At 59.2% G+C, this 24,191-nt stretch carries 32 protein-coding genes; 1 reads left to right on the top strand and 31 read right to left on the bottom strand.

What is annotated here, in order from left to right:
* Positions 1–25: 25 nt before the first annotated feature.
* From ACN9MO_RS05860 to rpsL, 30 genes are all read right to left on the bottom strand, one after another.
* Complete coding sequence (locus tag ACN9MO_RS05860; protein ID WP_034795592.1) at positions 26–1,036, bottom strand: DNA-directed RNA polymerase subunit alpha; 1,011 nt, start codon at positions 1,034–1,036, stop codon at positions 26–28.
* A 103-nt stretch (positions 1,037–1,139) separates the two neighbouring features.
* Positions 1,140–1,529 (bottom strand): 30S ribosomal protein S11, encoded by a 390-nt coding sequence (rpsK, locus tag ACN9MO_RS05855; RefSeq protein WP_003536496.1) that lies wholly within the window; start codon positions 1,527–1,529, stop codon positions 1,140–1,142.
* A gap of 226 nt (positions 1,530–1,755) precedes the next feature.
* A complete protein-coding gene (rpsM, locus tag ACN9MO_RS05850) occupies positions 1,756–2,124 on the bottom strand; it encodes a 30S ribosomal protein S13 (RefSeq protein ID WP_058329561.1) in 369 nt (122 codons plus the stop codon).
* Between the two features lie 232 nt (positions 2,125–2,356).
* Entirely contained in the window at positions 2,357–2,935 is a 579-nt protein-coding gene (locus ACN9MO_RS05845) for an adenylate kinase (RefSeq protein WP_057255584.1), read from the bottom strand.
* Complete coding sequence (secY, locus tag ACN9MO_RS05840) at positions 2,932–4,272, bottom strand: preprotein translocase subunit SecY (RefSeq protein WP_058324770.1); 1,341 nt, start codon at positions 4,270–4,272, stop codon at positions 2,932–2,934. The genes ACN9MO_RS05845 and secY overlap by 4 nt, the downstream gene beginning before the upstream one ends.
* A gap of 235 nt (positions 4,273–4,507) precedes the next feature.
* The gene (rplO, locus tag ACN9MO_RS05835) at positions 4,508–4,978 is read right to left on the bottom strand and encodes a 50S ribosomal protein L15 (protein WP_057255582.1); all 471 of its coding nucleotides are present in this window, start codon (positions 4,976–4,978) and stop codon (positions 4,508–4,510) included.
* Between the two features lie 13 nt (positions 4,979–4,991).
* Positions 4,992–5,195: a 50S ribosomal protein L30 gene (gene rpmD, locus ACN9MO_RS05830; RefSeq protein WP_058329562.1), complete on the bottom strand. Its 204-nt coding sequence runs from the start codon at positions 5,193–5,195 to the stop codon at positions 4,992–4,994.
* Between the two features lie 12 nt (positions 5,196–5,207).
* Complete coding sequence (gene rpsE, locus ACN9MO_RS05825; RefSeq protein WP_057255580.1) at positions 5,208–5,777, bottom strand: 30S ribosomal protein S5; 570 nt, start codon at positions 5,775–5,777, stop codon at positions 5,208–5,210.
* 128 nt (positions 5,778–5,905) lie between these two features.
* Entirely contained in the window at positions 5,906–6,268 is a 363-nt protein-coding gene (rplR, locus tag ACN9MO_RS05820; protein ID WP_025426679.1) for a 50S ribosomal protein L18, read from the bottom strand.
* 12 nt (positions 6,269–6,280) lie between these two features.
* Positions 6,281–6,814: a 50S ribosomal protein L6 gene (rplF, locus tag ACN9MO_RS05815; protein WP_057255579.1), complete on the bottom strand. Its 534-nt coding sequence runs from the start codon at positions 6,812–6,814 to the stop codon at positions 6,281–6,283.
* A 40-nt stretch (positions 6,815–6,854) separates the two neighbouring features.
* On the bottom strand, positions 6,855–7,253 hold the full coding sequence (gene rpsH / locus ACN9MO_RS05810) for a 30S ribosomal protein S8 (RefSeq protein ID WP_025426677.1): 399 nt from the start codon (positions 7,251–7,253) through the stop codon (positions 6,855–6,857).
* Positions 7,254–7,265: 12 nt separating this feature from the next.
* Positions 7,266–7,571, bottom strand: a complete 306-nt coding sequence (rpsN, locus tag ACN9MO_RS05805) for a 30S ribosomal protein S14 (protein ID WP_057255578.1) — start codon at positions 7,569–7,571, stop codon at positions 7,266–7,268.
* A gap of 34 nt (positions 7,572–7,605) precedes the next feature.
* A complete protein-coding gene (gene rplE, locus ACN9MO_RS05800; RefSeq protein WP_057255577.1) occupies positions 7,606–8,163 on the bottom strand; it encodes a 50S ribosomal protein L5 in 558 nt (185 codons plus the stop codon).
* Positions 8,156–8,467, bottom strand: a complete 312-nt coding sequence (rplX, locus tag ACN9MO_RS05795) for a 50S ribosomal protein L24 (RefSeq protein WP_025426674.1) — start codon at positions 8,465–8,467, stop codon at positions 8,156–8,158. Before rplX ends, rplE begins: the two co-directional genes overlap by 8 nt.
* Positions 8,468–8,481: 14 nt before the next feature.
* Positions 8,482–8,850: a 50S ribosomal protein L14 gene (gene rplN / locus ACN9MO_RS05790; protein ID WP_034795548.1), complete on the bottom strand. Its 369-nt coding sequence runs from the start codon at positions 8,848–8,850 to the stop codon at positions 8,482–8,484.
* 178 nt (positions 8,851–9,028) lie between these two features.
* Entirely contained in the window at positions 9,029–9,265 is a 237-nt protein-coding gene (gene rpsQ / locus ACN9MO_RS05785) for a 30S ribosomal protein S17 (RefSeq protein WP_057255576.1), read from the bottom strand.
* Positions 9,266–9,277: 12 nt separating this feature from the next.
* Positions 9,278–9,478 carry a 50S ribosomal protein L29 gene (gene rpmC / locus ACN9MO_RS05780; protein ID WP_057255575.1) on the bottom strand — a complete coding sequence of 67 codons (201 nt, stop codon included), beginning with the start codon at positions 9,476–9,478 and terminating at the stop codon, positions 9,278–9,280.
* A gap of 11 nt (positions 9,479–9,489) precedes the next feature.
* On the bottom strand, positions 9,490–9,903 hold the full coding sequence (gene rplP, locus ACN9MO_RS05775; RefSeq protein ID WP_011975175.1) for a 50S ribosomal protein L16: 414 nt from the start codon (positions 9,901–9,903) through the stop codon (positions 9,490–9,492).
* 38 nt (positions 9,904–9,941) lie between these two features.
* A complete protein-coding gene (rpsC, locus tag ACN9MO_RS05770) occupies positions 9,942–10,676 on the bottom strand; it encodes a 30S ribosomal protein S3 (RefSeq protein ID WP_057255574.1) in 735 nt (244 codons plus the stop codon).
* Positions 10,676–11,065 (bottom strand): 50S ribosomal protein L22, encoded by a 390-nt coding sequence (gene rplV / locus ACN9MO_RS05765; protein WP_057255573.1) that lies wholly within the window; start codon positions 11,063–11,065, stop codon positions 10,676–10,678. The genes rpsC and rplV overlap by 1 nt, the downstream gene beginning before the upstream one ends.
* 2 nt (positions 11,066–11,067) lie before the next feature.
* Entirely contained in the window at positions 11,068–11,346 is a 279-nt protein-coding gene (gene rpsS / locus ACN9MO_RS05760; protein WP_018239488.1) for a 30S ribosomal protein S19, read from the bottom strand.
* Between the two features lie 15 nt (positions 11,347–11,361).
* Positions 11,362–12,198: a 50S ribosomal protein L2 gene (rplB, locus tag ACN9MO_RS05755; RefSeq protein WP_057255572.1), complete on the bottom strand. Its 837-nt coding sequence runs from the start codon at positions 12,196–12,198 to the stop codon at positions 11,362–11,364.
* 43 nt (positions 12,199–12,241) lie between these two features.
* Positions 12,242–12,535, bottom strand: a complete 294-nt coding sequence (locus ACN9MO_RS05750) for a 50S ribosomal protein L23 (protein ID WP_057255571.1) — start codon at positions 12,533–12,535, stop codon at positions 12,242–12,244.
* Complete coding sequence (gene rplD / locus ACN9MO_RS05745) at positions 12,532–13,152, bottom strand: 50S ribosomal protein L4 (protein ID WP_057255570.1); 621 nt, start codon at positions 13,150–13,152, stop codon at positions 12,532–12,534. Before rplD ends, ACN9MO_RS05750 begins: the two co-directional genes overlap by 4 nt.
* A gap of 12 nt (positions 13,153–13,164) precedes the next feature.
* Entirely contained in the window at positions 13,165–13,851 is a 687-nt protein-coding gene (gene rplC, locus ACN9MO_RS05740; protein ID WP_057255569.1) for a 50S ribosomal protein L3, read from the bottom strand.
* Positions 13,852–13,989: 138 nt separating this feature from the next.
* Entirely contained in the window at positions 13,990–14,298 is a 309-nt protein-coding gene (gene rpsJ, locus ACN9MO_RS05735) for a 30S ribosomal protein S10 (protein WP_003507767.1), read from the bottom strand.
* Between the two features lie 320 nt (positions 14,299–14,618).
* Positions 14,619–15,794, bottom strand: a complete 1,176-nt coding sequence (gene tuf, locus ACN9MO_RS05730; RefSeq protein ID WP_034795467.1) for an elongation factor Tu — start codon at positions 15,792–15,794, stop codon at positions 14,619–14,621.
* Between the two features lie 70 nt (positions 15,795–15,864).
* Positions 15,865–17,964: an elongation factor G gene (gene fusA, locus ACN9MO_RS05725; RefSeq protein WP_057252176.1), complete on the bottom strand. Its 2,100-nt coding sequence runs from the start codon at positions 17,962–17,964 to the stop codon at positions 15,865–15,867.
* Between the two features lie 33 nt (positions 17,965–17,997).
* On the bottom strand, positions 17,998–18,468 hold the full coding sequence (gene rpsG / locus ACN9MO_RS05720; protein WP_057252175.1) for a 30S ribosomal protein S7: 471 nt from the start codon (positions 18,466–18,468) through the stop codon (positions 17,998–18,000).
* A 78-nt stretch (positions 18,469–18,546) separates the two neighbouring features.
* On the bottom strand, positions 18,547–18,918 hold the full coding sequence (gene rpsL / locus ACN9MO_RS05715) for a 30S ribosomal protein S12 (RefSeq protein ID WP_003507760.1): 372 nt from the start codon (positions 18,916–18,918) through the stop codon (positions 18,547–18,549).
* A 564-nt stretch (positions 18,919–19,482) separates the two neighbouring features.
* Between rpsL and ACN9MO_RS05710 the strand changes: the two genes are divergently transcribed.
* Positions 19,483–19,779, top strand: a complete 297-nt coding sequence (locus tag ACN9MO_RS05710) for a transcriptional regulator (protein ID WP_113133384.1) — start codon at positions 19,483–19,485, stop codon at positions 19,777–19,779.
* Between the two features lie 134 nt (positions 19,780–19,913).
* On the opposite strand, the gene rpoC is transcribed toward ACN9MO_RS05710, so the two are convergent.
* Entirely contained in the window at positions 19,914–24,119 is a 4,206-nt protein-coding gene (rpoC, locus tag ACN9MO_RS05705) for a DNA-directed RNA polymerase subunit beta' (RefSeq protein ID WP_057252173.1), read from the bottom strand.
* Between the last annotated feature and the right edge of the window lie 72 nt (positions 24,120–24,191).

The following is a 24,191-nucleotide window of genomic DNA, read 5'->3' as shown; positions in this document are numbered from 1 at the left end:
CAGGCATCCGCCCGCAGTCTAATGGTTAGTATTGGTCTTCGTAACGCTTGGCGAGATCTTCGATGTTCTCAGGCGGCCAGGACGGCACTTCCATGCCGAGGTGCAGACCCATGGAAGCGAGAACTTCCTTGATTTCGTTCAGCGACTTGCGACCAAAATTCGGCGTGCGGAGCATTTCTGCTTCGGTCTTCTGAATGAGGTCGCCGATGTAGACGATGTTGTCGTTCTTCAGGCAGTTGGCCGAACGGACCGAAAGTTCCAGTTCGTCGACCTTCTTGAGAAGCGCCGGGTTGAAGGCGAGTTCGGTGACTGCCTCTTCCTCTGCTTCCTTCTGCGGCTCGTCGAAGTTGACGAAAACCGACAGCTGGTCCTGAAGGATGCGGGCCGCAAATGCGATCGCATCTTCACCGGTGACGGAACCGTCCGTCTCGATGGACATCGTCAGCTTGTCGTAGTCAAGAACCTGGCCTTCACGGGTGTTTTCCACCTTGTAGGACACCTTCTTGACCGGCGAGTACAGGCTGTCGACCGGGATCAGGCCGATCGGAGCATCTTCCGAACGGTTGCGATCAGCCGGCACGTAGCCCTTGCCGTTGTTGACGGTGAACTCCATGCGGATCTCGGCGCCCTCGTCGAGGGTGCAGATCACATGGTTCGGGTTGAGGATTTCGATATCGCCAACCGTCTGGATGTCACCGGCGGTTACAACGCCCGGACCCTGCTTGCGCACAACCATGCGCTTTGCGTCGTCGCCATCCATCTTGATGGCGATTTCCTTGATGTTGAGCACGATGTCCGTCACATCTTCCCGGACGCCCGGGATAGAGGAGAACTCGTGCAGGACGCCGTCGATCTGCACTGCGGTGACAGCAGCACCGCGCAGCGACGACAGAAGCACGCGGCGAAGCGCGTTGCCGAGGGTCAGACCGAAGCCGCGCTCAAGCGGTTCCGCAACCAGCGTTGCCTTGGTGCGGCCGGAGGAGACGAACTCCACCTTGTTCGGCTTGATCAGTTCCTGCCAATTCTTCTGGATCATGTTTTCTGCCTTCCGTTCGTTGCCACCATCCAATCGTGACAACCGAGCCCCGAAGACCGGGAGAGAGCGGATGCCCCCTCACCGGCATGTTGAACGCAAATGATCAGACGCGGCGCTTCTTGCGCGGGCGGCAACCGTTGTGCGGGATCGGGGTCACATCGCGGATCGAGGTGATCATGAAGCCCGCAGCCTGCAGCGCGCGAAGAGCGGATTCACGGCCGGAACCCGGGCCGCAAACTTCGACTTCCAGCGACTTCATGCCGTGTTCCTGAGCCTTCTTGGCGCAGTCTTCAGCGGCGATCTGAGCGGCAAACGGGGTCGACTTACGCGAACCCTTGAAACCCTTGGCACCGGCAGACGACCAGGCAATCGCGTTGCCCTGTGCGTCGGTGATGGTGATCATGGTGTTGTTGAACGACGAATTGACGTGAGCAACGCCAGACGTGATGTTCTTGCGTTCGCGACGGCGAACGCGGGTGGCTTCCTTGGCCATAGGATCCCTTTCTTAGATCTCTGCACCGCCGTAATTCCAGCGGCTCCACCGGGAAAAGGATTTGTCGTCCCCTGCCCTGCATCTTCATTCTCCCGCCGAGAGGATATCCACTCCGCGGACTTCACACCCGGTCATTGGACCGGACGGCGGTCAGGCAAGCGCCTTTCCAAACTGCAAAAGGAGGCCGGCGCTTGACGCCAGCCTCCCAATCTCCCTTTTCGGGAAATTACTTCTTCTTACCGGCAATCGCCTTCGCCGGACCCTTGCGGGTGCGAGCGTTGGTGTGGGTGCGCTGACCGCGAACCGGCAGGCCACGACGGTGACGCAGGCCGCGGTAGCAGCCGAGGTCCATCAGGCGCTTGATGTTCATCGAGGTCTCGCGACGCAGGTCACCTTCGACCTGGTAGTCACGGTCGATCGCTTCGCGGATCTGCAGGACTTCAGCGTCCGTCAGCTGATGCACGCGACGATCAGCCGGGATACCGACCTTCTCGATGATTTCCTGTGCGAATTTCGGGCCGATCCCGTGAATGTAGGTCAGCGCGATAACTACGCGCTTCGCCGTCGGGATGTTGACGCCAGCGATACGTGCCACGTCTATTCTCCTTGCGTTCCAGTTGCCATCCGGCAATAGGTGCTTCGTTACGCGACCTCGAAGAGCCGCACGTTGATTGAGGTTCGAGACACGTCAAAAACGACCGTACTCGGACTTCATTTTCTTTGAAGACCGCGCCGATCGCTCTCATGTCGCGAGTTGGCGCTGTCTTTGGCGGAATCGGCCGGAAAAGTCAACTCCCCGGCGGTTCCTTTTCGGCAAAGACCAGTGTCTAAGCCAGAATCTTCTCGATCTCGGCAGTAACGGTGTTCACATCCGCCATGCCATCCACCGTTCTCAGCTGCCCCGTACCGGCATAATGCTCCGACAACGGTGCGGTCTTTTCACGATACTCGGTCAGCCGGCGCTTGAACGCCTCCGGATTGTCGTCCGAACGGACCGTGCCTCCCGCAGCGATGGTTTCCGCTACGCGATTCTCCATCCGCTTTACAAGGGCTGCCTCGTCGACCTTCAGCTCGATGACTGCGTCGAGCTTCAGACCTTTGCCCTCGAGCATCTTGCCGAGCGCAATCGCCTGCGGAACGGTACGCGGGTAACCATCAAGGATGAAACCCTTTGCACAATCCGGCTGGTCGATGCGATCCGACACGATTTCGTTGACGATCTCATCGGATACCAGCTGACCGGCATCCATGACGGCCTTGGCACGCTTGCCGACCTCAGTCGCCTGGGCAACGGCCGCCCGCAGCATATCGCCTGTGGAAAGCTGCGGAATGCCGTATCTCTCCGTCAGAAGCTTGGCTTGCGTCCCCTTGCCAGCGCCCGGCGGTCCCAAAAAAATCAGTCTCATCGTCCCCTCTTTCCTCCGCGCAGCTTCGACTTCTTGATCAGCCCCTCATATTGCTGTGCGATGAGGTGGCCCTGGATCTGTGCTACCGTATCAAGGGTCACGCTGACAACAATCAAAAGCGACGTACCACCAAGGTAGAACGGCACGCCGGTCTGCGAAATCAGAACTTCCGGCAGAATGCAGACGAAGATCAGGTAGACCGCACCGATGACGGTGATGCGCGTCAGGACGTAATCGATGTATTCCGCGGTGCGCTCACCCGGACGAATGCCCGGAATGAAGCCGCCGTGCTTCTTGAGATTGTCGGCCGTGTCCTTCGGATTGAAGACGATTGCCGTGTAGAAGAAGGCGAAGAAGGCAATCATCGCACCGTAGAGGACCATGTAGAGCGGCTTGCCGTGAGCAAGTGCGCCAACGATGGTGGTGGCCCAGCCCGGCAGCGCCGCCGTGTTGGCAAAGCCCGCGAGCGTTGCCGGCAAGAGCAGCAGTGAGGATGCGAAGATTGCCGGGATGACGCCCGAAGTGTTGAGCTTCAACGGTAGGTGCGAGGTGTCGCCCTGGAACATGCGGTTGCCGACCTGGCGCTTCGGATACTGGATCAGAAGTCGGCGCTGCGCCCGTTCGACAAAGACGATAAGGGCGATGACGGCAACGACCATGATGATGATCGCCAGGATCAGCGGCGTCGAAAGCGCGCCGGTGCGGCCGAGTTCGAGCGTACCGGCGAGAGCCGTCGGCAGGTGCGCGACAATACCAGCGAAGATGATCAGCGAAATACCGTTGCCGATACCGCGCGAGGTGATCTGCTCACCGAGCCACATCAGGAACATGGTGCCGCCGAGCAGGGAAATGACAGTCGAAATGCGGAAGAACCAGCCCGGATCGTTCACAAGGCCATTGCCGCTCTCGAGGCCGACGGCGATGGCGTAAGCCTGCGCCGTGCCGAGAAGCACCGTGCCGTAGCGGGTGTACTGGTTGATGATCTTGCGTCCCTGCTCACCTTCCTTCTTCAGCTGTTCCAGAGCCGGAACGACCGAGGTCATCAGCTGAACAATGATCGAGGCAGAGATATAGGGCATGATGCCGAGCGCGAAGATCGCCATGCGCTCAACTGCACCGCCCGAAAACATGTTGAAGAGGCCGAGAATGCCGCCGCTCTGGCCGCGGAATGCCTGGGCAAACGCTTCCGGGTTAAGACCGGGCAGCGGAATATAGGTGCCAAGACGGTAAACCAGAAGCGCACCAAGCGTGAACCAAAGCCGTTTCTTCAGATCTTCCGCCTTGGCGAAAGTCGAGAAATTCAGGTTCGAGGCGAGCTGTTCCGCTGCAGAAGCCATGCAATTCTCCGCGTACCAAATCTCGGAATCAGCGGGAACACCCGGTCCGTTCCGGAAGGAGTAACTTTTCGTATTGAAAACCGGACGCGAGGCGATTGTGTCTGCAATCGGATGCCTCACCGTGGTTTCCGCTATGTCCGCTTGCGGCAAGCGATTCGCCGGCTGCGGACGTGAGGCTCACATATGGGAGCAAAACCGCCCGGAGTGAAGCACCCCGGGCGGTTCATCAATAATATTATTCAGCAGCGGCTGCGAGCAGCTTGACCGAACCGCCGGCCTTTTCGATCTTTTCGATCGCCGACTTGGAAGCGCCAGCGACTTCGATCGAAACCTTCGCCTTCAGTTCGCCGTCAGCGAGAACGCGGACGCCGTCCTTTTCGCGACGGATGACGCCGGCAGCCTTGAGGGCAGCCGCATCGACGGTCTTCGAAGCGTCGAGCTTCTTGGCGTCGATTGCCGTCTGGATACGGCCGAGCGACACGACAACAAACTCCGAAGCGAAGATGTTGTTGAAGCCGCGCTTCGGCAGACGACGGTAGATCGGCATCTGGCCGCCTTCGAAGCCGTTGATAGCAACGCCCGAACGAGCCTTCTGACCCTTGACACCGCGGCCGGCCGTCTTGCCGGAACCCGAACCGATACCACGGCCGAGACGCTTACGGCTGTGGGTAGAGCCTTCGTTGTCCTTGATTTCATTCAGTTTCATGAGCTTATCCCCCTCACTTCTCGTCGACGACGCGAACGAGGTGCTGGACGGTCCGGATCATGCCGCGAACAGACGGAGTGTCTTCGAGCGTGCGAACCCGGTGCATCTTGTTGAGGCCCAGACCGATGAGCGTCTGACGCTGCACGGCCGGACGGCGAATGGGGCTACCGATCTGCTCGACGGTAACCGTCTTCTTGGCAAGTTCTTTCTTAGCCATCTGTCAGCTCCCTTATTCTTCGGAAGCAGCGCCGGAGGAAACACGACGAGCCTGGAGCGTGGCGTACTTGATGCCGCGCTGAGCTGCGATGTCCTTCGGGTGCATCTGGTTCTTGAGGGCGTCGAAGGTTGCGCGAACCATGTTGTAGGGGTTCGACGAACCGGTCGACTTGGCGACGACGTCATGAACGCCGAGCGTTTCGAAGACGGCGCGCATCGGGCCACCAGCGATGATACCGGTACCGGCCTTGGCCGAACGCAGCAGCACCTTGCCGGCGCCGTGACGGCCATGAACGTCGTGATGCAGGGTACGACCACCACGCAGCGGGACGAAAATCAGGTCGCGCTTGGCAGCTTCCGTCGCCTTGCGGATGGCTTCCGGCACTTCGCGTGCCTTGCCATGGCCGAAGCCGACGCGGCCCTTCTGGTCGCCAACGACGACGAGAGCGGCGAAACCGAAACGACGACCGCCCTTCACCACCTTGGCGACGCGGTTGATTGCTACGAGCTTGTCGACAAATTCGCTGTCGCGCTCTTCGCGGTTCTGGCGATCTTCGCGAGAACCCTTTCTTTCTTGTGCCATTGTCCTTTTCCTTTTTCTTTTCCGGGTGCAATCGGCAGATTGACAAAAGTCGCCTCCGTCTTTCCGACTGGAAGCGACCGGAAACCACTGATCGTCCAGGGCGGACTCGAGGCCCGCCCTGTGATCGATCAGAAGTTCAGACCACCTTCACGTGCAGCTTCGGCCAAAGCCTTGATGCGGCCGTGATAGATGAAGGCGCCACGATCAAAGACAACGTCCTTGACGCCAGCCTTTACGGCGCGCTCAGCGATGAGCTTGCCGACGGCAGCAGCAGCTGCCGCGTCAGCGCCCGTCTTCAAAGACGAACGCAGATCGGTATCGAGCGTGGAGGCAGACGCAAGCGTCTTGCCGGCAACGTCATCGATAACCTGTACGTAGATGTTCTTCGACGAGCGATGAACCGACAGGCGCGGACGGCCATTGGCGACCGCCTTGATTTGACGGCGCACGCGGTTGGCGCGACGCACAAGAGTATCTTTCCTGCTAGCCATTTCGCGTGATCCTTACTTCTTCTTGCCTTCTTTGCGGACAATCCGCTCTTCGGCATACTTGACGCCCTTGCCCTTGTAGGGCTCGGGGCCACGGTATTCGCGGATTTCCGCGGCAACCTGGCCGACCTGCTGCTTGTTGATGCCGGACACGATGATTTCGGTCGGCTTCGGAACAGCAATCGTGATGCCTTCCGGCGTCTGGTAGACGACGTCGTGGCTGAAACCGAGCGCCAGTTGCAGGTTCTTGCCCTGCAGCGACGCACGATAACCAACGCCGTTGATTTCGAGCTTGCGCTCGTAACCGTCCTTGACGCCCTTCAAGATGTTCTCGATCATCGTGCGGGACATGCCCCACTTCGAACGAGCATCCTTGCTCTGGCTGAGCGGCTGTACGACAACCGCATTATCTTCGAGCTTTACCGAAACTTCGTCGTTTGCAACAAAGAACAGTTCGCCCTTCGGGCCCTTCGCCGTTACCTTCTGGCCATCAACGCTTGCCGTGACGCCTGCCGGAACCTGAACGGGCTTCTTACCGATACGAGACATTTTTATACCTGTCTGTTCGCTATGGAGAACTTGCTACGCCTTAGAAGACGGAGCAAAGAATCTCGCCACCAACATTCTGTTCGCGTGCCTGGTGATCGGCCATCACACCCTTCGGGGTCGAAAGGATGGTGATGCCGAGGCCGTTCGCGACCTGCGGAATGGACTTAACCGAGACATAAACTCGGCGGCCCGGCTTGGAAACGCGTCCGATCTCACGGATTACGGAAGCGCCTTCGTAGTACTTCAGTTCGATGTTCAGCTCGGCCTTGCCGTTGCCAAACACGACTTCAGAGTATCCACGGATGTAGCCTTCAGCCTGAAGGACATCCAGAACGCGTGCGCGGAGCTTCGAAGCCGGCGTGGAAACGCTCGACTTGCGGCGAGCCGCGCCGTTACGGATACGGGTGAGCATATCGCCCAGCGGATCAGTCATTGCCATGTGCCCGTCTCCTTACCAGCTCGACTTGACGATGCCCGGCACCTTGCCGAGATTGCCCAGTTCGCGAAGCGCAATACGCGACATACGAAGTTTACGATAGTAGGCGCGCGGACGGCCGGTGACTTCGCAGCGGTTGCGAATGCGGGTCTTGGATCCATCGCGCGGCAGACCTGCCAGCTTGATGGTTGCCTTGAACCGCTCTTCGATCGGCAGAGACTGGTTCATGATGATTGCCTTCAGCGCGGCACGCTTTGAAGCTTGCCCGGCAACCAGTTTGCGGCGGCGCTTGTTCTTTTCAACTGCGCTCGTTTTCGCCATAACAGTTATCCTTCTTTACGCTTGTCGTTACGGATTACTGACGGAACGGGAAGTTGAACTCTGTGAGCAGAGCGCGTGCTTCGTCGTCGTTAGTAGCCGTCGTGCAAACGATGATGTCCATGCCCCACATCTGATCAACCTTGTCGTAGTTGATCTCAGGGAACACAATGTGCTCCTTGACGCCCATGGCGAAGTTGCCACGGCCATCGAAGGACTTCGGATTGAGGCCACGGAAGTCGCGAACGCGCGGAAGAGCGATGTTCACGAGACGATCCAGGAACTCATACATCCGAACGCCGCGCAGGGTAACCTTGGCACCAATCGGCATGCCTTCGCGAAGCTTGAAGCCTGCGATGGAGTTGCGAGCGCGGGTGATTACCGGCTTCTGACCAGCAATCGCAGCGAGGTCGGCAGCAGCAACGGTCGGCTTCTTCGAGTCGCCCGTCGATTCGCCAACACCCATGTTGATGACGATCTTGTCGAGGCGCGGGATCTGCATTTCGTTGGCGTAGGAGAACTTCTCCTGCATCGCCTTGCGGATGCGCTCTACGTATTCCTTCTTGAGCCGCGGCTCGTAAGCGGACTTAGCCATCGATCACTACTCCCGAACGCTTGGCCACGCGGACCTTCTTGTCACCGTCGATCTTGAAACCGACGCGAGTCGGCTTGCCGTCCTTCGGATCGGCAATCGCGATGTTCGAAAGATGGATCGAGGCTTCCTTGTTGATGATGCCGGCTTCCTGGCTCTGGGTCTGGCGCTGGTGACGCTTCACCATGTTGACGCCACGCACAACAGCCCGGTCTTCCTTCGGCATAACCTGGACGACTTCGCCGGTACGGCCCTTGTCCTTACCGGTGAGAACGACAACCTTGTCGCCTTTGCGAATCTTTTGCATCTCTCTACGCTCCTTTAGAGTACTTCTGGAGCCAGCGAGATGATCTTCATGTGGTTCTTGGCGCGAAGTTCGCGCGGAACCGGTCCGAAGATACGGGTGCCGATCGGCTCTTTCTTGTTATCGATAAGAACGGCTGCGTTGGTGTCAAAGCGGATGACAGAGCCATCCGGACGGCGGATGTCCTTCGCAGTGCGAACGACAACAGCCTTCATGACATCACCCTTCTTTACGCGGCCGCGCGGAATGGCTTCCTTGATCGAAACGACAATGATGTCGCCGACCGACGCATACTTGCGCTTGGAGCCGCCCAGCACCTTGATGCACATGACACGACGTGCGCCGGAATTATCCGCCACGTCGAGGTTTGTTTGCATCTGAATCATGTCAGGTCGCCTTCTTGTTGTTACCCGGCCGGTTGGGTCGAAACCCCCTCGCCTGGCTTATAGTGCTCATCTCAAAGCAAAAGAACGCCCGGACTCGAGCGTTCCCCTGCTTCAATTGCGTGCTTCATACAGGTATTTGCCCAAGACGCAAGGGTCTTCAGGTCAAAACCTGCAGAAATCAAGCGTGGACGGCTACAACCGTCCAGCGCTTATCCTTCGAGATCGGCGCACATTCCTCAATGGAAACGACGTCACCAACCTTGAACTGGTTGTTTTCGTCGTGCGCCTTGTACTTCTTCGAGCGACGGACAGTCTTCTGGAGGATCGGGTGCGCAAAACGGCGCTCGACCCGGACGACGACGGTCTTGTCGTTCTTGTCGCTGACAACAGTGCCCTGCAGAATGCGTTTCGGCATATTTTCTGGTCCTTAGGCCTTGGCTTCTGCCGCCTTCTGGCGGGCAATGGTTTTGACGCGTGCGATGTCCTTGCGGACTTCGTTGATACGCGAAGACTTCTCGAGCTGGCCGGTTGCCTTCTGGAAGCGCAGGTTGAACTGCTCCTTCTTCAGCTTGGCAAGCTCTTCGTTGAGTTGATCGGCGCTCAGAGCGCGAACTTCTACGGCTTTCATGAGTTCACTCCTTACTCTGCGATACGCTGCACGAAGCGCGTCTTGACAGAGAGCTTGGCAGCGCCAAGACGAAGTGCCTCACGGGCAAGTTCTTCGCTGACACCATCGATCTCAAACATCATACGGCCGGGCTTGACCTTGCATGCCCAGTATTCGACCGAACCCTTACCCTTACCCATGCGGACTTCCGTCGGCTTGGCGGTTACGGGAACGTCGGGGAACACACGGATCCACACGCGGCCGGCGCGCTTCATGTGACGCGTGATCGCGCGGCGGGCCGCTTCGATCTCGCGCGCATTGACGCGGTTCGGCTCTTGAGCCTTCAGGCCGAATTCGCCGAAGGCAAGATCAGAACCGCCCTTGGCTACGCCCTTGATGCGGCCCTTGAACTGCTTGCGATACTTCGTACGCTTTGGCTGCAACATTTTTTTACTTCTCCGATATTGGCTGCCAAACGCGAGTGTTACGCGTTTTCACGACGGCGGTCACGATCGCCACGGTCGCGATCACGGCTGCCAGGGCCCTGGTTGTCACTTTCGATCGCACGGCGCTCGGAAGCCATCGGATCGTGCTCAAGGATTTCGCCCTTGAAGATCCAGACCTTGATGCCGCAGATACCGAAAGCGGTTTCCGCTTCGGCCGTGCCGTAGTCGATGTCCGCACGCAGCGTGTGCAGCGGAACGCGACCTTCGCGGTACCATTCGGTACGAGCGATTTCGGCGCCACCGAGACGACCGGCGCAGGTGATCTTGATGCCTTCGGCGCCAAGACGCATGGCCGACTGAACAGCGCGCTTCATCGCACGGCGGAAAGCCACGCGGCGCTCGAGCTGCTGGGCGATCGACTGGGCAACGAGCGTTGCGTCAACTTCCGGCTTGCGCACTTCAACGATGTTGAGGTGCGTTTCGGAGTTGGTCATCTCGGAAAGCTTCTTGCGGAGCTTTTCGATGTCAGCGCCCTTCTTGCCGATGATGAGACCCGGGCGAGCCGAGTGGATCGTGACGCGGCACTTCTTGTGCGGACGCTCGATGACCACCTTGGCGATGCCGGCAGCCTTCAGCTCTTCCATCAGGTAAGCGCGGATCTTCAGGTCTTCATGAAGCAGCTGGCCGTATTCGGCGTTGTCTGCAAACCAACGGCTATCCCAGGTCCGGTTGATACCGAGACGGAAACCGATCGGATTAATCTTCTGACCCATTATGCGGCCTCCCCTTTGGCTTCCACTTCGCGAACGACGATCGTCAAGTGCGAGAACGGCTTTTCGACGCGCGATGCACGGCCGCGACCACGGGCGTGGAAGCGCTTCATGACGATCGACTTGCCAACGTAAGCTTCTGCAACGACGAGCGAATCGACGTCGAGATCGTGGTTGTTCTCTGCGTTTGCGATGGCAGATTCAAGGGTCTTCTTGACCGTTTCTGCAATGCGCTTGCGGGAGAACTCCAGTTCGGCCAGAGCGCGGTCGACCTTCTTGCCGCGGATCATCGCGGCAACCAGGTTGAGCTTCTGGGGGCTGACGCGGATCGTGCGCGCAATTGCCTGCGCCTCATTATCCTTCAGCCGGCGTTCGGCTTTTGCCTTGCCCATTGTTACTTCCTCTTTGCCTTCTTGTCCGCGCCATGACCGTAGTAGGTCCGGGTCGGAGAGAATTCGCCAAACTTGTGACCGACCATGTCTTCATTGACGCTGACCGGAACGTGCTTGCTGCCGTTGTAGACGCCGAAGGTGAGGCCGACAAACTGCGGAAGGATCGTGGAGCGGCGGCTCCAAATCTTGATCACTTCGTTACGACCGCCTTCGCGGACCTTCTCAGCCTTCTTGAGAAGATAACCGTCAACGAACGGACCTTTCCATACTGAACGAGTCATTCGAGACTTCCTCTCTTACTTCTTCTTCTGGTGCCGCGAGCGCATGATGAACTTGTCGGTCGACTTGTTCGAGCGCGTACGCTTGCCCTTCGTGGGCTTGCCCCACGGGGTAACCGGGTGACGACCACCCGAGGTACGGCCTTCACCACCGCCGTGCGGGTGGTCAACCGGGTTCATGACGACGCCGCGAACGTGCGGACGCTTGCCGCGCCAACGCGAACGACCAGCCTTACCGTCATTGATGTTGCCGTGATCGGGGTTCGATACGGCGCCGATCGATGCGAGGCAGGAACCGTGCACGAGACGCTGTTCGCCCGAGTTCAGACGAAGGATCGCCATGCCCTGGTCGCGACCGACGAGCTGCGCGTAGGTACCGGCCGAGCGGGCCATCTGGCCGCCCTTGCCCGGCTTCATTTCCACGTTGTGGATGATGGAGCCGACCGGGATGTACTGCAGCGGCATCGTGTTGCCGGGCTTGACGTCAACGGCCTTCTCCGAAGCGATGACCTTGTCGCCGGCAGCGAGGCGCTGCGGAGCGAGGATGTAGGCCTTTTCGCCATCGGCATAGTTGACGAGCGCGATGAACGCGGTGCGGTTCGGGTCGTATTCCAGACGCTCGACCGTGCCTTCAACGTCGAACTTGCGACGCTTGAAGTCGACCAGGCGGTAGGTACGCTTGTGACCGCCGCCCTGGAAGCGAACGGTGATGCGACCGAGGTTGTTGCGACCGCCCTTGGAGGACAGGCCCTCGGTCAGCGCCTTGACCGGCTTGCCCTTGTAGAGGCCAGCCCGGTCAACGATGACCAGCTGGCGCTGGCTCGGGGTCGTCGGATTGAAACTTTTCAATGCCATTTTCTTGTTCCCTTTTGGGTTTTTACCCTAATGGGCCTATCCGTTAGAGACCGGTGGAGACGTCGATGGACTGACCGTCGGCGAGCGTAATGATCGCCTTCTTCACGTCCTTCTGCTTTCCGGCAAAGCCGCGGAAACGCTTCGTCTTGCCTTTGCGGACGAGCGTGTTCACGGCCGTAACCTTGACGCCGAACAGAGCTTCGACAGCAGCCTTGATTTCAGGCTTCGAAGCGTCCTTGGCGACGTTGAAGACGACCTGGTTCTGCTCGGAAACCAGCGTCGACTTTTCAGTGATCGAGGGAGACACGATCACGTCGTAGTGGCGAAGATCCGTCATTTGAACCGCTCCTCCAGAGCTTCCACGGCAGCCTTGGAAAGCACGAGCTTGCCACGGCGCAGAATGTCGTAAACGTTGATGCCCTGAACCGGCAGAACGTCCACGTTCGGGATGTTCTGGGCTGCGAGCTTGAAATTGTTCTCGATCTCGGCGCCGCCGATGATGAGAGCGTTGGTGAGGCCGAGCGATGCGAATACGCCGGCGAGAGCCTTGGTCTTGGCTTCCTTGGCAACGAGATCGTCGATGACGATGATCTCTTCAGCCTTCAGCTTGGCCGACAGCGCATGACGCAGGCCGAGGGCGCGAACCTTCTTCGGCAGATCATGCTCGTGGCTGCGGACGACCGGGCCATGGGCCTTGCCACCGCCGCGGAACTGCGGAGCGCGAGCGGAGTGGTGGCGGGCGCGGCCCGTACCCTTCTGCTTGTACATCTTGGCGCCGGTGCGCGAAACTTCTGCGCGGCCCTTGGCCTTGTGCGTGCCCTGCTGCTTCTTGGCGAGCTGCCAGCGAACGACGCGGGCAATGATGTCTTCACGGGGTTCGAGGCCGAAAATGGCGTCAGAAAGGGAAACCTTTCCCGCGTCCTTGCCCTCGAGGGTTTTGACGTTGAGATCCATTACTCGGCTCCCTTACTTCGATGCTTCGGCGCGCACAGCGGCCGGGCGCGGAGCGCCTTCCGGGGTGCCCGACTTGATGGCGTCACGAACGACGATCCAGGCACCCTTGGAGCCGGGGACTGCGCCCTTGACCAGGATCAGACCGCGGTCTTCATCGGTCGATACGACTTCGAGGTTCTGGGTGGTGACGCGGGTCTGACCCATGTGACCAGCCATGCGCTTGCCCTTCCAAACGCGGCCCGGATCCTGGTTGGAACCGGTCGAACCATGCGAACGGTGCGATACGGAAACGCCGTGCGTTGCACGCAGACCACCGAAGTTGTGGCGCTTGATCGCACCAGCAAAACCCTTACCGATCGTGGTACCGGTGACGTCAACGAGCTGGCCGGCAACGAAATGGTTGGCCGTCAGTTCTGCACCGATGTCGATCAGGTTGTCCGCGGAAACGCGGAACTCGACGAGCTTCGCCTTCGGCTCGACGTTGGCAGCAGCAAAATGGCCGCGCATTGCCTTCGGCGTGTTCTTGACCTTCGAACGGCCGGCGCCCAGCTGGACAGCCACGTAGCCGTTCTTCTCTTCCGTACGCTGGGCTACCACCTGGCAGTTCTCCAGCTTCAATACTGTAACCGGGATATGCTCACCGGCGTCGTTATAGACGCGGGTCATTCCCACTTTCTGTGCAATCACACCTGAACGCATCGGTTCATTCCTCTTGAGAGTTAGTGATGGGGCGAGCCCCCTCACATCTCTGGTTTAAGGTTTCCTTGAGATCATCCGATCTTGAGGTCGCCCGTTTTCGGAAGCCGTTGGACCGGGGTCCACGTACCTTCCTTGTTATTAAAGCTTGATTTCCACGTCGACGCCGGCAGCCAGGTCGAGCTTCATCAGCGCGTCAACGGTCTGCGGGGTCGGGTCTACGATATCGAGAAGGCGCTTATGGGTGCGCATTTCGAACTGTTCACGGCTCTTCTTGTCGACGTGCGGCGAGCGGTTGACCGTAAACTTTTCAATGCGCGTCGGCAGCGGTACGGGACCGCGCACGCTTGCACCGGTACGCTTTGCCGTCGACACGATTTCGCGCGTCGAGGCGTCGAGGATCCGGTGATCAAACGCCTTGAGGCGGATGCGGATGTTCTGGCCGTTCATACGACTTATCCTTGTTCATGTTGTCTGCGGTTTCCGTGGAAAAACACGCATTGAACTTCGTTTAATGTTCGGCCAGTCCGCTAATTTTCAAAGATCGGAGGGACAGAGTTTCCCCTGCCCCTTCCTATTTGAGCGGCCGTGGCCGGCCTGTCTTTTTGTGAGCGCACAACGTCGAAGCACCGTGCAAATCACGCGTGGGCGCCATTTGCACTATTTCGTCGTCTTCGGCAAGCCGTGCGACCAACTAATTCTTTCGGGGCGGGTATGTTCGAGGCGCATAGCACATGCGCCTCGAATTTCTCCGCCCTCAGTCTCGTCGATTACTCGACGATCGAGGCAACGATGCCTGCGCCGACGGTACGGCCGCCTTCGCGGATCGCGAAGCGCAGCTTTTCTTCCATCGCGATCGGAACGATCAGCTCGACGGCAACGGTGACGTTGTCGCCCGGCATGACCATTTCCGTGCCTTCCGGCAGCGTCACGATGCCCGTCACGTCCGTCGTGCGGAAGTAGAACTGCGGACGGTAGTTCGTGAAGAACGGCGTATGACGGCCGCCTTCTTCCTTCGTCAGGATGTAGGCTTCGGCCATGAACTTCTTGTGCGGCTTGACCGAACCCGGCTTGCACAGGATCTGGCCACGCTCAACGCCGTCACGGTTAACACCACGGATCAGCGCGCCGATGTTGTCGCCGGCCTGGCCCTGGTCGAGCAGCTTGCGGAACATTTCAACGCCCGTAACCGTCGTCTTCGACGTGTCGCGGATGCCGACGATTTCAACTTCTTCGCCGACCTTGACGATACCGCGCTCAACGCGACCGGTCACAACCGTACCACGGCCCGAGATCGAGAACACGTCTTCGATCGGCATCAGGAACGGCTGGTCGATCGGACGCTCCGGCGTCGGGATGTAGGCGTCAACAGCGGCCATCAGCTCGCGGATCGCGTCTTCGCCGATCTTCTTGTCCGAATCTTCTAGAGCTGCAAGAGCCGAGCCCTTGATGATCGGAATGTCGTCGCCCGGGAATTCGTAGGACGACAGAAGTTCGCGAACTTCGAGTTCGACGAGCTCGAGAAGCTCGGCGTCGTCAACCTGGTCGACCTTGTTGAGGAACACGACGATTGCCGGAACGCCAACCTGGCGGGCGAGCAGGATGTGCTCGCGGGTCTGCGGCATCGGGCCGTCAGCAGCCGAGCAAACCAGGATCGCGCCGTCCATCTGAGCCGCACCGGTGATCATGTTCTTGACGTAGTCGGCGTGGCCGGGGCAGTCAACGTGAGCGTAGTGACGGTTCGGCGTCTCGTACTCAACGTGGGCCGTCGAAATGGTGATACCACGGGCCTTTTCTTCCGGCGCAGCGTCGATCTGGTCATACGCCTTGAACTCGCCGAAGTACTTCGTGATCGCTGCGGTCAGCGACGTCTTGCCATGGTCAACGTGGCCAATCGTGCCAATGTTAACGTGCGGCTTGTTGCGCTCAAATTTGCTCTTTGCCATTTCCGGCTCTCCGTTTTCTATCCCCTACCGGGGAAAACTCTTAACTTCTGTCAGCGAAAGGGTATTCCGGTCACTTCTGACCGGAATACTTCGCCTGGATTTCCTGTGCGACGTTCGACGGAACCGGCGCGTAGTGATCGAAGGTCATCGTGTACTGTGCGCGACCCTGAGACATCGAACGCAGGTTGTCGACGTACTTGAACATGTTCGCGAGCGGCACGTTTGCGGCGATGACGACAGCAACGCCACGCGATTCCTGGCCCTGGATCTGGCCACGACGAGAATTCAGGTCGCCGATAACGTCACCGACATAGTCTTCCGGCGTTACGACTTCGACCTTCATCATCGGCTCGAGAAGCTGTGCGCCAGCCTTCTTGGCCGCTTCACGGAAGCAAGCACGCGATGCGATTTCGAAGGCCAGAACCGACGAGTCGACGTCGTGGAATGCGCCGTCGATGAGCGTCGCCTTGACGCCCAGCATCGGGAAGCCAGCGAGCGGACCCGAAGACAGAACGCTTTCGATACCCTTCTGAACGCCCGGGATGTATTCCTTCGGAACAGCACCGCCGACGATCTTGGATTCGAACTTGAAGTCTTCGCCTTCCGGGTTCGGTTCGAAGACGATCTTGACGCGCGCGAACTGACCGGTACCACCGGACTGCTTCTTGTGCGTGTAGTCTTCTTCGTGCTGGCGCGTGATGGTTTCGCGGTAAGCAACCTGCGGCGCGCCGACGTTTGCTTCAACCTTGAACTCGCGACGCATGCGGTCGACGATGATGTCGAGGTGAAGTTCGCCCATGCCGGCGATGATCGTCTGACCGGATTCCTGGTCAGTCTTGACGCGGAAGGATGGGTCTTCGGCAGCCAGACGGTTGAGCGCGAGGCCCATCTTTTCCTGGTCGCCCTTGGACTTCGGCTCGATCGCGATCTGGATGACCGGCTCGGGGAACTCCATGCGCTCGAGGATAACCGGCTTCAGCGGGTCGCAGAGCGTGTCACCCGTCGTGGTTTCCTTGAGACCAGCCAGAGCAACGATGTCGCCTGCGAAGGCTTCTTCGATGTCTTCACGGCTGTTGGAGTGCATCTGCAGCATGCGGCCCACGCGCTCGCGCTTGTCCTTGACCGTGTTCATGACCGACGAGCCCTTTTCGAGCTTGCCCGAGTAGATGCGCGCAAAGGTCAGCGAACCGACGAAGGGGTCGTTCATGATCTTGAACGCGAGCATCGAGAGCGGCTCGGCATCATCAGCGTGACGCTCGATCTCTGCTTCGGTCTTGGCGTCGATACCCTTGATCGCCGGAATGTCGAGCGGCGACGGCAGGTAGTCAACAACAGCGTCGAGAAGCGGCTGAACGCCCTTGTTCTTGAACGCGGTACCGCAGAACATCGGGTGGAACTTCACGTCGATGGTACCGCGGCGAACGAGTTCGCGGATCTTGTCATTCGAGGGCATGTTGCCTTCGAGATAGGCTTCCATCGCAGCTTCGTCGATCTCGACAACGGTCTCGATCAGCTTTTCGCGATATTCTTCGGCCTTGTCCTTCAGGTCGTCCGGGATTTCGACAACGTCCCACTGAGCGCCGAGGGACTCGTCGCGCCAGACGAGGGCGTTCATCTCGATCAGATCGATAACGCCCTTGAATTCGGTTTCAGCGCCGATCGGCAGCTGCATGACGACAGCCGTTGCACCGAGACGGGTCTTGATCATCTCGACCGAGCGGTAGAAGTCGGCGCCGGTCTTGTCCATCTTGTTGCAGAAGATCATGCGCGGAACATTGTACTTCTCAGCCTGACGCCAGACGGTTTCCGTCTGCGGCTCAACACCGGCGTTGGCGTCGAGAAGCGCAATAGCACCGTCGAGAACGCGCAGCGAACGCTCGACTTCGATGGTGAAGTCAACGTGGCCGGGGGTGTCGATGATGTTGAAGCGGCGGGTCTTGCCGTCACGACCCTTCCAGAAGGTGGTCGTGGCAGCAGAGGTGATGGTGATGCCGCGTTCCTGCTCCTGCTCCATCCAGTCCATGGTCGCAGCGCCGTCGTGGACTTCGCCGATCTTGTGGGACTTGCCGGTGTAGTACAGGATGCGCTCAGTCGTCGTGGTCTTGCCAGCGTCGATGTGCGCCATAATACCGAAATTACGGTAGTCTTCGATTTTGTATTCGCGTGCCATAGTGGACTGCCTCTTGAGACGTTCGCGCCAGAATTACCAGCGATAATGCGAGAACGCACGGTTGGCATCAGCCATCTTGTGCGTGTCTTCGCGCTTCTTCACGGCGCTACCACGGTTGTTCGCTGCGTCCATGAGTTCGCCGCACAGGCGATCAACCATGGTCGTTTCGTTACGCTTGCGTGCGGCCGCAATCAGCCAACGGATGGCGAGGGCCTGGCGACGCTCCGGACGAACATCGACCGGAACCTGGTAAGTTGCACCACCGACGCGGCGCGAACGCACTTCAACGTGCGGCGCGATGTTGTCGAGCGCAGAGTGGAATACGGTGATCGGCTCTTGCTTCAGCTTGACCTGAACCGCATCGAACGCGCCGTAGACAATGCTTTCGGCAACAGACTTCTTGCCGTGCAGCATGATGGCGTTCATGAACTTCGTGACAACCAGATCACCGAACTTCGGATCCGGATTGATCTCGCGCTTTTCTGCTTTATGACGTCGGGACATACTTCTCGTCTCTTCAAACTGTTTCAGCGCTTTACCACGCGGAGGACCTCGCGCAGCGCCGGGATTTTCAAAACCGAATTACTTCGGACGCTTCGCACCGTACTTCGAACGACGCTGCTTGCGGTTCTTGACGCCCTGCGTATCGAGAACACCACGGATGATGTGGTAACGAACGCCCGGAAGGTCCTTAACGCGGCCGCCGCGGATCATGACAACCGAGTGTTCCTGAAGGTTGTGACCTTCACCCGGAATGTAGCCGATGACTTCGAAGCCGTTCGTCAGACGAATCTTGGCAACCTTACGGAGAGCCGAGTTCGGCTTCTTCGGGGTCGTGGTGTAAACGCGGGTGCAAACGCCACGCTTCTGCGGGTTTTCCTGCAGAGCAGGAACCTTATTGCGCTTTACCTGTGCCTGACGAGGCTTGCGGATCAGCTGGTTTACGGTAGGCATATACCCATCCCTTGCAAAATCTTATCACGTTACCCTTGCGGGCGGATCGTTGCCGTCGCCGGCAGTTTCGAACGCCTCATGAAATGCGCAAAACAGGGGCCGATCCGCTTTTCCGCAGATGGCCCCAAATAAAGCAGAGGACGCACTATCGTGCGCGTCTTGCGTGCAGCATTGTAGTCGTCGGCGTGCGTTTCGAACCTTGTTTGAGGCGAACTCCAGAACGCGACGTTCCGAACCAGCCAGCCTCACATGGGCTCCGATGCGGCGGGGTGTACTGATTTCAAGGCCAACAGTCAAGGGCAATTAAGAAATATTCTATCGCGCGCAGGCCTGACATGCCTGCAAAACAAGGCTTTTGCACATGGTTTCGAACCTGGTGCCCGCCTCTTTGGCCCTTCGACAGGCGGAGTGTCGGATAGGGTTAAGGAATCGGCAACCACTTTGTGGGGGTTTTCCACCATCTTCGAGTCGGTCGCTGCAGAAGCATTCGAGGCGCGATGCATTTCCATCGCGCCGGACAAAAAAGGGCGCTAAGGTCGCGCCAGCCAATCGAAAGGAAACAATATGGCCGTCACCCCAGACAACGACAATGCCCCGGACGAACCGATGGTGTTCATCATCACCGGCAAGGCCTATGAGACCGACGGCGACGAAGACGGCGTGGACATTCACGTGATGCTCAAGGCGCCCGACGACGATACCGCTGTTCGCGAAGCACTGAACGCCCTTGCCGAAGAGGGTTTTCTCGAGGCTGATCTGGACCAGATCGGCACACTGACCGAGATCCCGAGCGACGAACCCCACGCCTCCGCCTACCAGGGCGCACTCGAAGGCGAAGTGGCGATCATCCGCTTTAGCTAATCTTTGCAGTCAAGTGACCTTCGCCCTCGCCGTTGCCGCGCGGGGCGACCGCCCAAAAGAAGAAGCCGCCGAGATCGCTCTCGGCGGCTTCTTCTTTGTGTGGGTCAGAGGGCGGAATAACCCGCCCTCCCCGCTTATTCGGCTGCAGCGTTCTCGTTGGCGAGATCGGCAAGCATTGGCGTTGCTGCCTCGGCGCCCGTGCCACGACGACGTTCTTCCAGGATCATTTCGTCGCGCGCGGTTGCGATGCGGCGGATCTGGGTCATCGTGCCACCGGTACCGGCCGGGATCAGACGGCCGACGATGACGTTTTCCTTCAGGCCCTGCAGGCCGTCCGTCTTACCAGCGATCGCCGCTTCGGTCAGGACCTTGGTGGTTTCCTGGAACGAAGCCGCCGAGATGAAGGACGGTGTCTGCAGCGACGCCTTGGTGATGCCGAGCAGGACCGGATCGCCGTATGCCGGCTTCTTGCCCTGTTCGATCAGGCCGTCGTTGACGTCTTCGAGCTCGATCCGGTCGACATTGTCACCGACGATGTAGGTCGAGTCGCCGGCATCGGTGATTTCCACCTTCTGCAGCATCTGGCGAACGATGACTTCGATGTGCTTGTCGTTGATGACAACGCCCTGCAGTCGGTAGACTTCCTGGATTTCGTTGACCAGGTAGGAAGCAAGTGCTTCCACGCCCTTGATCGCCAGGATGTCGTGCGGCGCCGGGTTGCCGTCGAGGATGTAGTCGCCCTTTTCGATGTAGTCGCCATCCTGAAGATGGAAGGGCTTGCCCTTCGGGATCAGGTACTCGACCGGCTCGACACCGTCTTCCGCCGGCTCGATCAGAACGCGACGCTTGTTCTTGTAGTCGCGGCCGAAGCGAACGGTGCCATCGATCTCAGCGATGATGGCGTGATCCTTCGGACGACGGGCTTCGAACAGTTCGGCAACACGCGGCAGACCACCGGTGATGTCCTTGGTCTTGGCGCTTTCGAGCGGCGAACGAGCGAGAACGTCACCCTGGCTGACCTTCTGGCCGGGTTCGACCGAGAGGATCGCGTCGACCGAGAGCAAGAAGCGGGCTTCGCCGCCGCGCGACAGCTTGGCAACTGCGCCGTTCTTGTCCTTGATGACGATCGCCGGCTTGAGGTCCGTACCACGCGGGGTCGAACGCCAGTCGATAACCTGGCGCTTGGTGATACCGGTCGACTCGTCGGTCGCTTCGAGCACCGAGATGCCGTCGACGACGTCTTCGAAGTGAACGGTACCTTCTACTTCCGTCATCATCGGACGGGTGTAGGGGTCCCACTCGGCGAGACGCTGGCCGCGCTTCACCTTGTCGCCATCGTCGACGAGGATCTTCGAACCATAGGCAACACGCTGCGACGAACGCTCGACGCCACGCTCGTCCAGGATCTGGACCGCCATGTTACGGCCCATCGCGACGAGTACGCCGTCCGAGTTGCGCAGCATGTTGCGGTTCTTGATCTGGACCGTACCTTCGTAGGACGCTTCCAGGAACGACTGGTCGACCACGGTCGCCGTACCACCCAGGTGGAAGGTACGCATGGTGAGCTGGGTGCCCGGCTCACCGATCGACTGTGCAGCGATAACGCCAACCGCTTCGCCCATGTTGACCGGCGTACCACGAGCCAGGTCGCGGCCGTAGCAGACGCCGCAAACGCCCGTCTGGATTTCGCAGGTCAGCGCCGAGCGGATGCGGATCGACTGGATACCAGCCTTCTCGATCTCGATGACGTCGGGTTCCAGGATCATCCGGCCGGCATCGACGATGCGAGCGCCCGTGACCGGGTGATCGATGTCGTCCAGAGCCGTACGGCCAAGAATACGAGCGCCAAGCGAGGCCACAACCTGACCGGCGTCGACGATCGCCGTCATTGTGAGACCGTTTTCGGTGCCGCAATCGACGGAGTTGACGATGCAATCCTGCGCGACGTCGACGAGACGACGGGTCAGGTAACCGGAGTTCGCAGTCTTCAAGGCGGTGTCGGCCAGACCCTTACGGGCACCGTGGGTCGAGTTGAAGTACTCGTTAACGGTGAGGCCTTCCTTGAAGTTCGAGATGATCGGCGTCTCGATGATTTCGCCCGACGGCTTGGCCATCAGGCCGCGCATGCCGCCCAGCTGGCGCATCTGGTTCGGAGAACCACGGGCGCCGGAGTGCGACATCATGTAGATCGAGTTCATCGGCTTCTGACGACCGTTTTCGTCGAACTCCACCGCCTTAATGCGGGCCATCATTTCGTCGGCGACCTTTTCGGTCGCCTTGCCCCAGGCGTCGACAACCTTGTTGTACTTTTCGCCCTGGGTGATGAGGCCGTCGTTGTACTGCTGCTCGTATTCCTTCACGAGCGCTTCAGTATCGCCGACGATCTTCACCTTGGTGTCCGGGATGACCATGTCGTCCTTGCCGAACGAAATGCCGGCGCGGCAAGCATGGGCAAAGCCGAGCTGCATGATGCGGTCGCAGAAGATGACCGTGTCTTTCTGACCGCAGTGACGGTAAACCGTGTCGATCATCTTGGAGATGTTCTTCTTGGTCATTTCCTGGTTGCAGGTCTCGAACGGCACGTTGACGTTGCGCGGCAACAGTTCGCCGATGATCATGCGGCCAGGCGTCGTTTCGTAGATCTTCGAAACCGGGTTGCCCTCGGCATCGACGGTCTTGAAGCGGCCACGGATCTTGGCATGCAGGGTCACGGCCTTGGTTTCGAGCGCGTGATGCAGCTCGCCCATGTCCGAGAACGCCATGCCTTCGCCCGGCTCGTTCTGGTTCAGGATCGACAAGTAGTAGAGACCGAGAACCATATCCTGCGACGGAACGATGATCGGCGCGCCGTTTGCCGGGTGCAGAATGTTGTTCGTCGACATCATCAGCACGCGTGCTTCGAGCTGGGCTTCGAGAGACAGCGGCACGTGAACGGCCATCTGGTCACCGTCGAAGTCGGCGTTGAAGGCCGTGCAGACGAGCGGATGCAGCTGGATCGCCTTGCCTTCGACCAGGGTCGGTTCGAAGGCCTGGATGCCCAGGCGGTGCAGCGTCGGCGCGCGGTTCAGGAGAACCGGATGCTCGCGGATGACCTCGTCGAGGATATCCCAGACTTCCGGCTTTTCCTTTTCAACGAGCTTCTTGGCCTGCTTGACGGTCGAGGAGAAGCCCTTGGCGTCAAGACGCGCATAGATGAACGGCTTGAACAGCTCGAGCGCCATCTTCTTCGGAAGACCGCACTGGTGCAGCTTCAGTTCCGGACCGGTTACGATGACCGAACGGCCGGAATAGTCGACGCGCTTGCCGAGCAGGTTCTGACGGAAGCGGCCCTGCTTGCCCTTGAGCATGTCGGACAGCGACTTCAGCGGACGCTTGTTGGCGCCGGTGATGACGCGGCCGCGACGGCCGTTGTCGAACAGCGCATCGACAGATTCCTGCAGCATGCGCTTTTCGTTGCGGATGATGATGCCCGGAGCACGCAGTTCGATCAGGCGCTTCAGACGGTTGTTACGGTTGATCACGCGGCGGTAGAGATCGTTCAGATCCGACGTCGCGAAACGGCCACCGTCGAGCGGCACGAGCGGGCGCAGATCCGGCGGGATCACCGGAACGACCTTCATGATCATCCATTCCGGACGATTGCCGGAATCCATGAAGTTCTCGACGATCTTCAGGCGCTTCATCAGCTTCTTCTGCTTCAGATCCGAGGTCGTCTCAGCGAGCTCGGCGCGCAGGTCACCAGCGATCTTCTCCAAATTCATCGAAGCGAGCATTTCATAGATCGCTTCAGCGCCGATCATGGCGGTGAACTGATCTTCGCCGAACTCATCGACGGCGAGCATGTAGTCTTCTTCGCTGAGGAGCTGGTTTTCCTTCAGCGACGTCAGACCCGGCTCGGTCACGATGTAGTTTTCGAAGTACAGAACGCGTTCGACATCCTTCAGCGTCATGTCGAGCAGCGTCGAAATGCGTGAAGGCAACGACTTCAGGAACCAGATGTGGGCGACGGGAGCGGCGAGCTCGATGTGGCCCATGCGCTCACGGCGAACGCGCGACAGCGTGACTTCGACGCCGCACTTTTCGCAGATGATGCCCTTGTACTTCATGCGCTTGTACTTGCCGCACAGGCACTCGTAGTCCTTGATCGGGCCAAAGATGCGCGCGCAGAACAGACCGTCGCGTTCCGGCTTGAACGTACGGTAGTTGATCGTCTCCGGCTTCTTGATCTCACCGTAAGACCAGGAAAGAATCTTCTCCGGCGAGGCGATCGAAATCCGGATGGAATCGAAGGTCTGTGCAGGCACCTGCGGATTGAAAAGATTCATGACCTCTTGGTTCATGCCTGTCTCCTTTACGGGCTTTACGCCCTGAGCTTGGCGAGGGTGCCGACAAATCCCGGGCGCCGGCCCCTG

This window comes from Ensifer sp. R-19, from assembly GCF_049905105.1.
Lineage (GTDB): Bacteria > Pseudomonadota > Alphaproteobacteria > Rhizobiales > Rhizobiaceae > Ensifer.
This window is presented reverse-complemented; position numbering and strand designations above follow the sequence as displayed.

Bases quoted from the DNA above. Each gene is read 5' to 3' on its own strand.
- rpsL (WP_003507760.1), bottom strand. From the start codon at position 18,918: ATGCCTACCGTAAACCAGCTGATCCGCAAGCCTCGTCAGGCACAGGTA.
- rplO (WP_057255582.1), bottom strand. From the start codon at position 4,978: ATGAAACTGAATGAAATCAAGGACAACGAAGGCTCTACCCACAGCCGT.
- rplC (WP_057255569.1), bottom strand. From the start codon at position 13,851: ATGCGTTCAGGTGTGATTGCACAGAAAGTGGGAATGACCCGCGTCTAT.
- rpsC (WP_057255574.1), bottom strand. From the start codon at position 10,676: ATGGGTCAGAAGATTAATCCGATCGGTTTCCGTCTCGGTATCAACCGG.
- rpmD (WP_058329562.1), bottom strand. From the start codon at position 5,195: ATGGCTAAGAAAGAACTTGCCAAGAAGACGGTTACCGTCGAGCAGATC.
- ACN9MO_RS05750 (WP_057255571.1), bottom strand. From the start codon at position 12,535: ATGACGGATCTTCGCCACTACGACGTGATCGTGTCTCCCTCGATCACT.
- rplX (WP_025426674.1), bottom strand. From the start codon at position 8,467: ATGCAAAAGATTCGCAAAGGCGACAAGGTTGTCGTTCTCACCGGTAAG.
- rplP (WP_011975175.1), bottom strand. From the start codon at position 9,903: ATGTTGCAGCCAAAGCGTACGAAGTATCGCAAGCAGTTCAAGGGCCGC.
- rpsG (WP_057252175.1), bottom strand. From the start codon at position 18,468: ATGTCCCGACGTCATAAAGCAGAAAAGCGCGAGATCAATCCGGATCCG.
- rplB (WP_057255572.1), bottom strand. From the start codon at position 12,198: ATGGCATTGAAAAGTTTCAATCCGACGACCCCGAGCCAGCGCCAGCTG.
- rplD (WP_057255570.1), bottom strand. From the start codon at position 13,152: ATGGATCTCAACGTCAAAACCCTCGAGGGCAAGGACGCGGGAAAGGTT.
- ACN9MO_RS05710 (WP_113133384.1), top strand. From the start codon at position 19,483: ATGGCCGTCACCCCAGACAACGACAATGCCCCGGACGAACCGATGGTG.
- rpsE (WP_057255580.1), bottom strand. From the start codon at position 5,777: ATGGCACAAGAAAGAAAGGGTTCTCGCGAAGATCGCCAGAACCGCGAA.
- rplV (WP_057255573.1), bottom strand. From the start codon at position 11,065: ATGGGCAAGGCAAAAGCCGAACGCCGGCTGAAGGATAATGAGGCGCAG.
- rplR (WP_025426679.1), bottom strand. From the start codon at position 6,268: ATGGCTAGCAGGAAAGATACTCTTGTGCGTCGCGCCAACCGCGTGCGC.
- rpsN (WP_057255578.1), bottom strand. From the start codon at position 7,571: ATGGCGAAAACGAGCGCAGTTGAAAAGAACAAGCGCCGCCGCAAACTG.
- rplE (WP_057255577.1), bottom strand. From the start codon at position 8,163: ATGGCTAAGTCCGCTTACGAGCCGCGGCTCAAGAAGGAATACGTAGAG.
- secY (WP_058324770.1), bottom strand. From the start codon at position 4,272: ATGGCTTCTGCAGCGGAACAGCTCGCCTCGAACCTGAATTTCTCGACT.
- rpsS (WP_018239488.1), bottom strand. From the start codon at position 11,346: ATGACTCGTTCAGTATGGAAAGGTCCGTTCGTTGACGGTTATCTTCTC.
- rpoC (WP_057252173.1), bottom strand. From the start codon at position 24,119: ATGAACCAAGAGGTCATGAATCTTTTCAATCCGCAGGTGCCTGCACAG.
- fusA (WP_057252176.1), bottom strand. From the start codon at position 17,964: ATGGCACGCGAATACAAAATCGAAGACTACCGTAATTTCGGTATTATG.
- rpsQ (WP_057255576.1), bottom strand. From the start codon at position 9,265: ATGCCGAAACGCATTCTGCAGGGCACTGTTGTCAGCGACAAGAACGAC.
- rplF (WP_057255579.1), bottom strand. From the start codon at position 6,814: ATGTCTCGTATCGGTAAGAAGCCCGTTCAGGTTCCGGCAGGCGTCACG.
- tuf (WP_034795467.1), bottom strand. From the start codon at position 15,794: ATGGCAAAGAGCAAATTTGAGCGCAACAAGCCGCACGTTAACATTGGC.
- rpmC (WP_057255575.1), bottom strand. From the start codon at position 9,478: ATGAAAGCCGTAGAAGTTCGCGCTCTGAGCGCCGATCAACTCAACGAA.
- ACN9MO_RS05845 (WP_057255584.1), bottom strand. From the start codon at position 2,935: ATGAGACTGATTTTTTTGGGACCGCCGGGCGCTGGCAAGGGGACGCAA.
- rpsK (WP_003536496.1), bottom strand. From the start codon at position 1,529: ATGGCCAAGGAAGCCACCCGCGTTCGCCGTCGCGAACGCAAGAACATC.
- rplN (WP_034795548.1), bottom strand. From the start codon at position 8,850: ATGATTCAGATGCAAACAAACCTCGACGTGGCGGATAATTCCGGCGCA.
- ACN9MO_RS05860 (WP_034795592.1), bottom strand. From the start codon at position 1,036: ATGATCCAGAAGAATTGGCAGGAACTGATCAAGCCGAACAAGGTGGAG.
- rpsJ (WP_003507767.1), bottom strand. From the start codon at position 14,298: ATGAACGGCCAGAACATCCGCATCCGCCTCAAGGCGTTTGATCACCGG.
- rpsH (WP_025426677.1), bottom strand. From the start codon at position 7,253: ATGGCAATGACTGATCCGCTGGGCGATATGCTCACCCGTATCCGTAAC.